This window comes from Cellulomonas sp. SLBN-39, from assembly GCF_006715865.1.
Taxonomy (GTDB): domain Bacteria; phylum Actinomycetota; class Actinomycetes; order Actinomycetales; family Cellulomonadaceae; genus Cellulomonas.
The window spans coordinates 527,411-539,530 of the sequence record NZ_VFOA01000001.1 but is presented as its reverse complement, the minus strand read 5'-3'; the positions used below and the strand labels follow the sequence as shown (position 1 = coordinate 539,530).

At 75.5% G+C, this 12,120-nt stretch carries 10 protein-coding genes; 9 read left to right on the top strand and 1 reads right to left on the bottom strand.

Annotation, left to right across the window (positions count from 1 at the left end):
• Positions 1–13 precede the first annotated feature (13 nt).
• The 5 genes from FBY24_RS02375 (at position 14) to FBY24_RS02355 (ending at position 6,935) form a co-directional block, all read left to right on the top strand.
• On the top strand, positions 14–595 hold the full coding sequence (locus FBY24_RS02375) for a hypothetical protein (protein WP_142157724.1): 582 nt from the start codon (positions 14–16) through the stop codon (positions 593–595).
• The gene (locus FBY24_RS02370; protein WP_255432175.1) at positions 592–1,407 is read left to right on the top strand and encodes a MazG family protein; all 816 of its coding nucleotides are present in this window, start codon (positions 592–594) and stop codon (positions 1,405–1,407) included. Before FBY24_RS02375 ends, FBY24_RS02370 begins: the two co-directional genes overlap by 4 nt.
• Before the next feature lie 208 nt (positions 1,408–1,615).
• Positions 1,616–3,169, top strand: coding sequence for a Re/Si-specific NAD(P)(+) transhydrogenase subunit alpha (locus FBY24_RS02365; protein WP_142157722.1), 1,554 nt, complete (start codon positions 1,616–1,618; stop codon positions 3,167–3,169).
• A gap of 3 nt (positions 3,170–3,172) precedes the next feature.
• Positions 3,173–4,561, top strand: a complete 1,389-nt coding sequence (gene pntB / locus FBY24_RS02360) for a Re/Si-specific NAD(P)(+) transhydrogenase subunit beta (RefSeq protein WP_142157720.1) — start codon at positions 3,173–3,175, stop codon at positions 4,559–4,561.
• Positions 4,562–4,766: 205 nt separating this feature from the next.
• Positions 4,767–6,935 (top strand): endo-1,4-beta-xylanase, encoded by a 2,169-nt coding sequence (locus tag FBY24_RS02355; RefSeq protein ID WP_142157718.1) that lies wholly within the window; start codon positions 4,767–4,769, stop codon positions 6,933–6,935.
• A gap of 100 nt (positions 6,936–7,035) precedes the next feature.
• On the opposite strand, the gene FBY24_RS02350 is transcribed toward FBY24_RS02355, so the two are convergent.
• Entirely contained in the window at positions 7,036–7,836 is an 801-nt protein-coding gene (locus tag FBY24_RS02350) for a putative protein N(5)-glutamine methyltransferase (RefSeq protein WP_255432174.1), read from the bottom strand.
• A 171-nt stretch (positions 7,837–8,007) separates the two neighbouring features.
• On the opposite strand from FBY24_RS02350, the gene eno reads away from it, so the two are divergent.
• The 4 genes from eno to FBY24_RS02330 all read left to right on the top strand — a co-directional run bounded on the left by eno (position 8,008) and on the right by FBY24_RS02330 (position 12,114).
• The gene (gene eno, locus FBY24_RS02345; protein WP_142157716.1) at positions 8,008–9,288 is read left to right on the top strand and encodes a phosphopyruvate hydratase; all 1,281 of its coding nucleotides are present in this window, start codon (positions 8,008–8,010) and stop codon (positions 9,286–9,288) included.
• Positions 9,289–9,941: 653 nt separating this feature from the next.
• Entirely contained in the window at positions 9,942–10,403 is a 462-nt protein-coding gene (locus FBY24_RS02340; RefSeq protein WP_142157714.1) for a septum formation initiator family protein, read from the top strand.
• A 138-nt stretch (positions 10,404–10,541) separates the two neighbouring features.
• A complete protein-coding gene (locus FBY24_RS02335; protein ID WP_142163085.1) occupies positions 10,542–11,081 on the top strand; it encodes a DUF501 domain-containing protein in 540 nt (179 codons plus the stop codon).
• Positions 11,082–11,163: 82 nt separating this feature from the next.
• The gene (locus FBY24_RS02330) at positions 11,164–12,114 is read left to right on the top strand and encodes a Ppx/GppA phosphatase family protein (protein WP_142157712.1); all 951 of its coding nucleotides are present in this window, start codon (positions 11,164–11,166) and stop codon (positions 12,112–12,114) included.
• Positions 12,115–12,120: the final 6 nt, after the last annotated feature.

Below are 12,120 nucleotides of genomic sequence, written 5' to 3'. Positions count from 1 at the left end.
AGGCACACGGCGCGTGCGGGTGCAGGCAGTGGCGACGGTGCTGGCGGGGGGTGCGCTCCTCGCCGGGTGCGCCGGCCAGCCCGGGGCGGCCGCGCTCGTGGACGGGCAGGAGATCAGCACGGCCCGGCTCGCAGCGGCCACGGACGAGCTGACGCCCCTGTTCCCCGAGGTCAGCGCGCAGGAGGTGCTCGGCGTCCTCGTGCTGGAGCCGTTCGTGCGCGAGGTCGCGCAGGACAACGGGGTCGGCCCCAGCGACGAGGAGGCCCGCGCGCTGCTCGAGGGTGTCGCCGCGCAGCAGCTCGGCGAGGAGGCCGCGGCCGGGCTGGAGCTGTCGGAGACGGCGCTCGCGGTGGGCCGCTACTCGCTGGCGGCGTCCGGGCTGCAGGAGGTCGCGGACCCCGAGGGGGCGATCGCGGACTTCCAGGCCCGGGTCGAGGAGGCGGACATCGAGATCAACCCGCGCTTCGGGTCGTTCGCGGACCTCGGGGTCGTGGCCCCGACCGCACCGGAGTGGGTCGTGCCCGCGGGCGGGCTGGCCGACGCGGCGGGTGACGAGGGTGTGACGGACGGGTCGTCCCCGGCGCCCACGCCGTGACGGCACCGACGCCCGACCGGCCGGGCGGCGCGTCCGCCGCGCCGGACGGTGCGGGCGTCGCGCGGCTCGTCGCCGTGATGGACCGGCTGCGCTCGCCCGGCGGGTGCCCGTGGGACGCGCAGCAGACGCACGAGTCCCTGCTGCCGTACGCCCTCGAGGAGGTCCACGAGCTGGTCGAGGCCGTGGAGCACGGCGATCGCGGCGACCTGCGCGAGGAGCTCGGCGACGTGCTGCTCCAGGTCGTGTTCCACGCCCGTCTCGCGCAGGAGCACCCGCAGGACCCGTTCGACCTCGACGACGTCGCCGAGGGTGTGGCCGACAAGCTCGTCCGCCGGCACCCGCACGTCTTCGCGGCCGGGCCGGGGTCCTCCGTGGACGCCACGGCGGCGGCCGACGACGTCGACGGGCAGCACCGGCGGTGGGACCGGCTCAAGCGCGCGGAGAAGCCGGCGCGGACGTCGGCGCTCGACGGGGTGCCCGCGACGCTGGGGGCGCTGGCCCGCAGCCAGAAGCTCGCCTCACGGGCGCGCCGCGCCGGGCTCGACGCCGCCGCCCCGGCCGGGCCCGAGGTCCGTCCGGCGCCGCTGCCCGACGGGTCGTTGCCCGACGGGTCGTCGTCCGACGCATCGGCAGCCGGGGCGGGCGGCCTCGGGGAGCGGCTGCTCGCGCTCGTGCTCGAGGCGGACGCGCGGGGCGTCGACGCCGAGGGGGCGCTGCGGCGCGCGTCGGCGGCCTGGGAGGAGCGGCTGCGGTCGGCGGAGACCGCCGGGGCCGCGGGCGCGTCGGGGCTCCGCGGGCCGGACGCCCTGTGACACGAGCGGTCTCGCCCCTCGGACGGCGTGATCACGGTCACCCGATAGCGGAAAGCGCTTTCTAGGCCTAAGGTCCGGACTGGCCGCACCCGCGTCCGACGACGATGGGCGCAGGTGGCGGGACGCACGTCCCGCCTGACCGCCGGTCCGGCACCAGCACGACGTCGGGACCGGCCCGGCAGACGACAGCAGGCCCGAGGAGGCCCGGATGAGGATCGGCGTCCCACGTGAGGACCGCGCCGGCGAACGGCTGGTCGCGGCCACGCCGCGCACCGTCGCCAAGCTGCGCGACCTGGGGTACGACGTCGTGGTCGAACGCGGGGCCGGTGCGGCCGCGACGTTCACCGACGCGGCCTACGAGGCGGCGGGCGCGACCGTCGCGGACCGGGCCGACGCGCTCGGCTGCGACGTGGTCACCACCGTGACGCTGCCCGCCGACACGTCCGCTCTCGCCCCGGGCGCGACGCTCGTGGCGATGATGTCCCCGCACGGGGACGAGGCGCTCGCCGAGCGCCTCGCCGCGCAGCGGGTCACGGGCCTCGCGCTCGACGCCGTGCCGCGCATCTCGCGGGCGCAGGCCCTCGACGTGCTGTCCACGCTCTCCAACGTGGCCGGCTACCGCGCCGTGATCGAGTCCGCCGAGGAGTTCGGCGGCATGTTCACCGGCCAGGTGACGGCCGCCGGCAAGACCGCCCCCGCCAACGTGTTCGTCATCGGCGCCGGCGTGGCCGGGCTCGCCGCGATCGGCACCGCCAGCAGCCTCGGTGCGCAGGTGCGGGCCTTCGACGTGCGCCCCGAGGTCGGCGAGCAGATCGAGTCCATGGGCGCGCAGTTCGTCCAGGCCGCCGGCGCCGCGCAGGAGGTCTCCACCGACGGCTACGCGCGCGAGCTCACGGCCGAGCAGGAGCGCCTGACCGAGCAGATGTACGCCGAGCAGACCGCGTGGGCCGACATCGTCGTGACCACCGCGCTGGTCCGCGGCCGTGCCCCGCGCACCATCACCGCGGCCATGGTCGCCGCGATGAAGCCCGGCTCGGTGATCGTCGACCTCGCCGCGTCCGGCGGCGGCAACTGCGAGCTCACCGTCCCCGGCGAGCGCGTCGTCACCGACAACGGCGTCGTGGTGCTCGGCTGGACCGACCTGCCGAGCCGCATGCCGCAGCACACGTCCCAGCTGTTCGGCACGAACGTCGTGCACCTCATGGCGCTGCTCACGCCCGGCAAGGACGGGCAGCTCGTGCTCGACCTCGACGACCCCGTGCAGCGCGGCATGGCCGTCGCGCACGACGGCGAGGTCCTGTGGCCGCCGCCGCCCGTCGCGGTCTCCGCGGCGCCCGCCGCCCCGTCCGCGCCCGTCGAGACGCCCGAGGAGGTCGCCGCGCGGCAGGCCGCCGAGGCCGACGCGGCGCAGCGCCGCGCACGGCGCCGGTCGGTGCTCTACGCGCTGGGCGCCGTGGTCGTCGCGCTCGGGATCACGCTGTCGCCGCCGGAGTTCCTCGGGCACTTCACGGTGTTCGCGCTGGCCGTGGTCGTGGGCTACTACGTGATCTCCAACGTCAGCCACTCGCTGCACACGCCGCTCATGGCCACCACCAACGCCATCAGCGGGATCATCCTCGTCGGTGCGCTCCTCCAGATCGGCGACGCGTCGTGGCTGGTCACGTCGCTCGCGTTCGTCGCCGCGACGGTGGCCGCGATCAACATCTTCGGCGGCTTCCTCGTCGCCAACCGCATGATCACCATGTTCCGCAAGGAGGCCTGAGCCGTGCTGACGTCCCTGGCGCAGGCCGTGTACCTGGTCGCCGCCGTGCTGTTCATCCTCAGCCTCGCGGGGCTGAGCAAGCAGGAGACCGCCCGCCGCGGCAACCTCTTCGGGATGGCGGGCATGGGCCTGGCCCTGCTGGCGACGGTCGCGCTCGCGACCGACCTGTCCGAGCGCAGCCCCGTGGTGACGCTGCTGCTCATCGCCATGGCCCTGGCGATCGGCGCGGTCGCCGGCATCTGGCGGGCACGGTCCGTCGAGATGACGCAGATGCCCGAGATGATCGCGATCCTGCACTCGTTCGTCGGACTGGCCGCCGTGCTAGTCGGCTACAACTCGTTCCTCACCGAGGAGCCCGACGCGGTGCACCTCGTCGAGGTGTTCCTCGGCGTCCTCATCGGGGCCGTGACGTTCACGGGCTCGATCGTGGCGTTCCTCAAGCTGTCCGCCCGCCTGCGGTCGGCCCCGCTCATGCTGCCCGGCCGCAACTGGCTGAACCTCGGCGCCGTCGTCGCGTCCGGCGGTCTGCTCGCGTGGTTCCTCGCCGCGCACTCCGTCGTGCCGCTCGTGCTCATGACCGTGGTCGCGCTGGCGCTGGGCTGGCACCTCGTCGCCTCGATCGGCGGCGGCGACATGCCGGTCGTGGTGTCGATGCTCAACTCGTACTCCGGGTGGGCGGCGGCCGCGGCGGGCTTCATGCTGAGCAACGACCTGCTCATCATCGTCGGCGCCCTCGTCGGGTCCTCCGGCGCGATCCTGTCGTACATCATGTGCCGGGCCATGAACCGCTCGTTCGTCTCGGTCATCCTCGGCGGCTTCGGCGCCGAGGGCGGCACGGTGGCCGCCGGCGACCACGACTACGGCGAGCACCGCGAGGTGCAGGCCGCCGAGGTCGCCGAGATGCTCCGCGGCGCCCGCACGGTCATCATCACGCCCGGCTACGGCATGGCGGTCGCCAAGGCCCAGTACCCCGTCGCCGACCTCACCGCCAAGCTCCGTGCGCAGGGCGTCGACGTGCGGTTCGCCGTGCACCCCGTCGCCGGCCGCCTGCCCGGGCACATGAACGTGCTGCTCGCCGAGGCCAAGGTGCCGTACGACATCGTGCTCGAGATGGACGAGATCAACGCGGACTTCGCGCAGACCGACGTCGTCCTCGTCATCGGCGCGAACGACACCGTGAACCCCGCCGCGCTGGACGACCCGTCCTCGCCGATCGCCGGCATGCCCGTGCTGGAGGTCTGGAACGCCAAGCAGGTGATCGTGTTCAAGCGGTCGATGGCCACCGGGTACGCCGGCGTGCAGAACCCGCTGTTCTTCCGCGAGAACACCGCCATGCTGTTCGGCGACGCGAAGGAGCAGGTCGAGCACATCGTCGCCCCGCTCGGCGCCTGACCCCGCCCGCGCCCGCCGCACCGCCCCTGGGGGCAGGTGCGGCGGGCGTCGTCGTGCGTGGCCGGGGCCACCAGCCGGTCCGTCGGTCCGGGCGGCCCGGCATCCGAAACGCTTCACCCGTGGTCGGCCCGCGGGCGACACCCCTAGCGTGCGGCCGGGCGGCCGACGTGGCCGGCCCTGCCCGTCGCGAAGGAGCGCTGGCGCCATGCCTCGTCCCACCCGGCCGTCGGCCGCACCTGCCGCCCTGCGGCCCGCCCTGCCGCCCGCACCGTCGCGCGGAGGGCGGTCGGTCGCCGCCGCCCCGCGGGCCGTGCTCGCGGCGCTGCTCGTCGCAGCGCTCGTCGTCACCGTCGCCCTCGTGGTCCCGACGGCGGCCCCGGCCCGGGGCGCCGAGCCCGTGCTGGTGCACAGCAGCGACTTCGAGACCGGCCTCGGCGGCTGGGGGCCCCGGGGAGCCGCGCAGGCGACGCTCACCACCGCCGACGGTCCGCGCGGCACCCGGAGCCTGCTCGTCACCGGGCGCACCGCGTCCTGGAACGGTGCGACGGTCCCGCTGACGGACGTCGTCGAGCCGGGCACCACGTACACGGTCGAGCTCTGGCTGAAGCTCCCGTCGACGGGCTCCGGGTACGCCGACCTGCGGGTCTCCGCGCAGCGCGACAACGCCGGCGTGGCGTCCTACGAGACGATCGCGACCGTCACCGGCGTGACGAACGGCGCATGGCGGCAGGTCGTCGCGACGTACACGCCCGGGCCGTTCGACACGGTGCAGCTCTACGTCGAGTCCACGACGTCCCTGACCGACCTGCTCGTCGACGACGTGCGCGTCACCGGCGTGCGGCACACCCCCGACCTCACCCTGCCGTCGCTCGCGCAGCACCTGGCCGGGTCGTTCCCGTTCGGCATCGCCGTCGAGCCGCCCGACACCCTCGCGGGCCGCGGCGAGCTGCTCGCGCACCACGCGGTGCAGATCACGCCCGGCAACCAGATGAAGCCCGACGCCGTGCAGCCCACCGAGGGCACGTTCACGTTCGCGGCCGCCGACGGGCTCGTCGACTGGGCGCTCGAGCACGACATGCGCGTCTACGGCCACACGCTGCTGTGGCACCAGCAGACCCCGGCGTGGTTCTTCCGGCGCGCCGACGGCACGGCCCTGACGACGAGCGCCGCCGACCAGGCCCTGCTGCGGCAGCGGCTGCGCACCCACATCGAGGCCGTCGCCACCCACTACCGCACGCAGTACGGCGAGTTCGGCACGCCCGGCAACCCGATCTTCGCGTTCGACGTGGTCAACGAGGTCATCGACGAGGGGCAGGCCGACGGCCTGCGGCGCTCTGAGTGGTACCGCGTGCTCGGCCCGTCGTACATCGCCGACGCGTTCCGTTACGCCCGCGACGCGTTCGGCCCCGAGGTGCTGCTGTTCATCAACGACTACAACACCGAGTACCCGAACAAGCGCGCCCCGTACCTGCGGCTGGTGACCGACCTGCTCGCGCAGGGCGTGCCCGTCGACGGGGTGGGGCACCAGCTGCACGTCGAGGTGGGGCGCTCGATCTCGATGGCCGAGGCCACGATCACCGCGTTCGAGGCGCTGCCCGTGACGCAGGCCGTCACCGAGCTCGACGTCTCGACGTACCTGAACGCGGGGGAGTCCTGGACGGCGCCGCCCGCCGACCGGCTGCTGCAGCAGGCGTACTACTACCGCGACATGTTCGCGATGCTCGAGCGGCACGCGTCGTCGCTGGAGTCCGTGACGGTGTGGGGGCTGGAGGACTCGCGCACGTGGCTGCGCGCCGGTGCCGCACCGCTGCTGTTCGACGGGCAGCTGCAGGCCAAGCCCGCGTTCTGGGGCGTCGTCGACCCGTCGCGCATCGGGACGACCCCGACGCCGACCCCGACGGTGACGCCGACCCCAACACCGACTGTCACGCCGACGCCGACCGTGCCCCCGACGCCCACGCCGACGGTGACGCCGACGCCCACGCCGACGGTGACGCCGACGCCCACGCCGACGGTGACGCCGACGCCCACGCCGAGCCCGACGCCCACCGTGGGCGCCGCCTGCCGGGTCGTCTACACGACGAGCGACTGGAACACCGGCTTCACCGCCGGCGTGCGCGTCACCAACACGGGCGCCGCGCCGCTGGACGGCTGGACGCTGCGGTTCACGTTCCCCGGCGGCCAGACCCTCACCCAGGGGTGGAGTGCGACGTGGTCGCAGCAGGGCGCGGTCGTCACCGCGACCCACGCGCCGTGGAACGCCCGCCTGGCCGCGGGCGCGAGCGTCGACGTCGGCTTCAACGGCGCCCACCCCGGCACCAACCCCCGGCCCACGGCGTTCACGCTGAACGGCACCACCTGCACGACCGGCTGACGCGGCCACCTCCCTCGTGCCCGGGCCCTCCCGCGGGGTCCGGGCACGGCCGCGTCCGGCTCCGGCCGGTCCCGTCCCGGCTCGGCCGGTCCCGTCCGCGTCAGGCCGGCCGCGTCGCCACGACCGCCGTGCCGTCGACGTCGTCGTCCCGCAGCACCCGCGTGGTCCACCCCGGCGGGCAGGCGGCCGCGGTCCGGGGCGACTGGTCGAGGCTGGTCTCGACGACGACGCAGCCGCCGGGCCGCACCCACGCCGGCGCCCCGGCGAGCAGGCGGCGCTGCACGTCCAGCCCGTCGGCACCGCCGTCGACGGCGACGAGCGGCTCGTGCGCGCGGGACTCCACGGGCATGGTCGCCACCGCGGCCGTGGGCACGTACGGGGCGTTGGCGACCAGCACGTCCACCCGGCCCCGCAGCGCCGCGGGCAGCGCCCCGAACAGGTCCCCGACGTGCGCGTGGCCCGCACGGCCGAGGTTGCGGGCCGCCCACGCGACCGCGACGGGGTCGACGTCGGCGGCGTGCACGAGGGCGCCGGGCACGTCCTGCGCCATGACGGCCGCGACCGCGCCGACGCCGCAGCACAGCTCGACGACGACGGGGGAGCGGCCGTCCCGGCCGGCGGCGCGCGCGAGGTCGACGGCCGTGCGCGCCAGCAGCTCGGTGCGCCTCCGCGGCACGAACACGCCCGGCCCGACGCCCACCCGCCGCCGGCAGAACGCGACCCAGCCCAGGACGGTCTCCAGCGGCTCGCCGCCGACGCGCCGCACCGTCATCGCCTCGAGCGCGTCCGGGTGGGCGGCCTCGTCGACGAGCAGCGCGGCCTCCTCCTCGGCGAACACGCAGCCGGCGGCGCGCAGGCGCGCGACCAGCACGTCGAGGGCCGCCGGACCGAGCACGCGCACGTCCGCATCGTGCCACGCCGCGCTGCCCGCGCGGCCGGGGGAGCGCCACGGGTCCGGGTGCTGTCGTGCCTGATCACCGGCGTCCGTCCGCTGGTCGAAGGTCCCCCGGCCCGGGGGTCGGGACCGGTCTAGGCTGTGGGTGCATACCCACCCGTCTGTCGAAGGAGCACCATGGCCACCATCGAGGCCGTCGGCGCCCGCGAGATCCTGGACTCGCGCGGCAACCCCACCGTTGAGGTCGAGGTCGCCCTCGACGACGGCACGATCGCCCGTGCGGCCGTCCCCTCGGGCGCGTCCACCGGTGCGTTCGAGGCCGTCGAGCGTCGCGACTCCGACAAGCCCCGCTACGGCGGCAAGGGCGTCGAGGGCGCGGTCAACGCCGTCATCGACGAGATCGCCCCCGAGCTCATCGGCTTCGAGGCCAGCGACCAGCGTCTCGTCGACGCCGCGCTCATCGAGCTCGACGGCACGCCGAACAAGGGCAAGCTCGGCGCCAACGCGATCCTGGGCGTCTCGCTCGCGGTCGCCAAGGCCGCGGCCGACTCGGCCGACCTGCCGCTGTTCCGCTACGTCGGCGGCCCCAACGCGCACGTGCTGCCCGTGCCGATGATGAACATCCTCAACGGCGGGTCGCACGCGGACTCGAACGTCGACATCCAGGAGTTCATGGTCGCCCCCATCGGCGCCACGACGTTCCGCGAGGCGCTGCGCACCGGCACCGAGGTCTACCACTCGCTGAAGTCCGTGCTGAAGAGCAAGGGCCTGGCGACCGGTCTGGGCGACGAGGGCGGCTTCGCGCCGAACCTCGGCTCCAACCGTGAGGCGCTCGACCTCATCCTCATCGCGATCGAGAAGGCCGGCTTCGTGCCCGGCACCGACGTCGCGCTGGCGCTCGACGTGGCCGCGACCGAGTTCTTCAAGGACGGCGCGTACCAGTTCGAGGGTGTCGCCAAGACGCCCGAGGAGATGATCGCGTTCTACGAGCAGCTCGTGGCGGACTACCCGCTGGTCTCCATCGAGGACCCGCTGTCCGAGGACGAGTGGGACTCGTGGTCCTCGCTCGTCGGCAAGGTCGGCGACAAGGTGCAGATCGTCGGTGACGACCTGTTCGTCACCAACCCCGAGCGCCTCGCCAAGGGCATCGCCCTGAAGTCGGCCAACTCGCTGCTGGTCAAGCTCAACCAGATCGGCACGCTCACCGAGACGCTCGACGCGGTGACGCTCGCGCAGCGCTCCGGCTTCACGACGATGACCTCGCACCGCTCCGGCGAGACCGAGGACACGACGATCGCCGACCTGTCGGTCGCGACGAACGCCGGCCAGATCAAGACCGGTGCCCCCGCCCGTGGCGAGCGCATCAACAAGTACAACCAGCTCCTGCGGATCGAGGAGGAGCTCGACGACGCCGGCATCTACGCCGGTGCGAGCGCCTTCCCGCGCTTCCAGGCCTGACACGCCTGCCGGTCGGGCCCCGCGCCTGACCGCCACCGACGCCCGGTCCACCCCTGGTGGGCCGGGCGTCGGCGCGCCCGGGCTCGCGCCGGCGGCCGGCGGGGGTCGTGACGACCTTGTGCAGACCGACGCGCGCGGCCCCGTCGTCCGCGCCGATCGTGCACCTGGCGGGCAGAATCGACGCCATGTCGTCCGCCGCGCGCCGCCCGCCCTCGCCCGGGGCGTCCGGTCGACGACCGGGGCGCGACGCGACCCCCGCGTCCGGCACCCCGCAGACGGGCCGTGGCGGGCGCCCGGCCGGCAAGCGCCCCGCGGCGCCGCGGACGCCCGCACCCCGCACTCCGACGTCGGGGACCCCGGCGGCACCGCGGACCCCCGCCGCCGCACCGCGCACCCCGGCCGCGCCGCGGACGTCCTCGGCCCCCCGCACCGGTGCCACGCCCCGCACGTCGACGTCCCGCACCCCGGCGTCCGGCCCGGCGGCTCGCGCCGGACGCCCGCCCGCGCCGCGCTCGGGTGCCGTGCCGCAGGCGGTGCCGGGGGAGCGCGGCCGGGCTGCGTCGGCGCGTCCGGCGGGACGGTCGGGCTCGCGCACGCCCACGCCGCCGCGCGGCACCCCGCGTGCCGAGCGCTCGCAGGTGCGGGTGCCGCGCATGTTCACGGTCCGCGCGATGGTGCTCACGCTCGTCGTGCTGCTCGCGTTCGTGCTGGTCTACCCCACGCTGACCACGTACCTGCAGCACCGGGCCGAGCTGCAGGCGCTGCGCAGCGAGCACGCCGCGGCGGTGGAGACCAACGAGGACCTGCGCGCCGAGCTCGAGCGCTGGGACGACCCCGCGTACGTGACGGCGCAGGCGCGCGAGCGGCTGTCGTTCGTCATGCCGGGCGAGACGGCGTTCCTCGTCGTCGACCCCGACGCCGTCGTCGAGGAGGAGCCGGCCGCCGAGGGCGCGGTGACGCCCGAGGCCGGCGGCTCGACGTCGCCCTGGTACGCCACGGTGTGGGAGTCGGTCGAGATGGCGGGGGAGATGGAGGTCGGGCAGGACACGGCCGACCCGACGGGCCCGACGACGGGCGAGGACCCGGACGCCACGGCGCCCGCGTCCGACGGCTGAGTCCTGCCCTCGGCCCGGCAGGGCCTGCCGGCGTCCGCCGTCCCGGTCCGCCCTTGCGACAATGGGCACGTGCCCGACCCCACGCCTGCCGCCGTGCCGCCCGTCGCCGACCCGACCGCGCACCGTGACACCCCCGGACTGACGGCCGCCGACCGGACGCCGCCGCCGGTCGTGCCCGCGACCGACGGGCCCGCGGCCGTGACCGATGCCGACCGGGCGGTCCTGGCCGAGCAGCTCGGCCGGGTGCCGCGCGGGCTGGTGGCCGTGGCGGCCCGGTGCGTGTGCGGGCGGCCGCTCGTGGTGCGCACGGCGCCGCGCCTCGACGACGGCACGCCCTTCCCGACGACGTACTACCTCACGTCGCCGCAGGCCGTCGCGGCCGTCAGCTCGGTCGAGGCGACCGGGGCGATGAAGGAGATGACGGCACGGCTGGCCGAGGACCCCGCGCTCGCGGACGCGCACCGGCGCGCGCACGAGGCGTACCTGGCGGACCGGGCCGAGCTCGGCGACGTGCCGGAGATCGCGGGCATCTCGGCCGGCGGCATGCCGCACCGGGTCAAGTGCCTGCACGTGCTGGTCGCGCACGCGCTGGCCGCGGGGCCCGGCGTCAGCCCGTTCGGCGACGAGACGCTGGCGCTGGTCGCGGACCGGTGGAGCCCCGACCGCTGCACCTGCTGACGAGGCGCTCGGCGGGCCGGGCACCGGGCGCGGCGGCGGACCGCGGGCGGGAGGCGGGGGCCGGCGATGGCACGATGTGCCGGTGACGCGTGTGGCTGCCATCGACTGCGGGACCAACTCCATCCGTCTGCTCGTCGCGGACGTCGACCCCGCGAGCGGCACGCTCGTCGACCACGTGCGGCGCGCCGACGTGGTGCGGCTGGGCCAGGGCGTCGACCGCACGGGGCGGTTGGCCCCGGAGGCGCTGGAGCGCACCCTCGCCATGGCGCGCGAGTACCACGCGACCTGCCAGGAGCTGGGCGTCGAGGCCGTCCGGTTCGTCGCCACGTCGGCGACGCGCGACGCGCAGAACCGGGACGTCTTCGTCGACGGCGTGCGGGCCGCGCTGGGTGTGGAGCCCGAGGTCGTCGACGGCGAGGAGGAGGCGCGGCTGTCGTTCCGCGGCGCCACGGGCGTGCTCGCGGCGCGCCTGCCGGGCCCGTTCCTCGTCGTGGACCTCGGCGGCGGCTCGACCGAGCTGGTGCTGGGCACGCAGGCGCCGGACGCGGCGGTGTCGATGGACGTCGGGTCGGTGCGCCTGACGGAGCGGCACCTGCACGACGACCCGCCCACGGCCGCACAGGTCGAGGCTGCGACGGCCGACGTGCGGACGGCGCTCGACGCGGCGGCGGCGGTCGTCCCGCTGGGCCGCACGGTGACGCTCGTCGGCCTCGCCGGTTCGGTCACGACGCTGACCGCGCACGCCCTCGGCCTGCCGGCCTACCAGCGCGAGCGCATCGACGGGGCGGTGCTGACGGTCGACGAGGTCCTCGCGTCGTGCACCGACATGCTCGCGGCGTCCCGCGAGCGCCGCGCCGCGATGCCGTACCTGCACCCGGGGCGGGTCGACGTCATCGGCGCCGGTGCCCTGGTGTGGCACGAGGTGGTCGCGCGCGTGCGGGCCGAGGTCGCCGCGTCGGGCGGGGAGCTGACGTACGTGGTGACGAGCGAGCACGACATCCTCGACGGCATCGCCTGGAGCCTCACCGCCTGACCCACC

Bases quoted from the DNA above. Each gene is read 5' to 3' on its own strand.
- FBY24_RS02340 (WP_142157714.1), top strand. From the start codon at position 9,942: ATGTTCACGGTCCGCGCGATGGTGCTCACGCTCGTCGTGCTGCTCGCG.
- FBY24_RS02355 (WP_142157718.1), top strand. From the start codon at position 4,767: ATGCCTCGTCCCACCCGGCCGTCGGCCGCACCTGCCGCCCTGCGGCCC.
- FBY24_RS02365 (WP_142157722.1), top strand. From the start codon at position 1,616: ATGAGGATCGGCGTCCCACGTGAGGACCGCGCCGGCGAACGGCTGGTC.
- eno (WP_142157716.1), top strand. From the start codon at position 8,008: ATGGCCACCATCGAGGCCGTCGGCGCCCGCGAGATCCTGGACTCGCGC.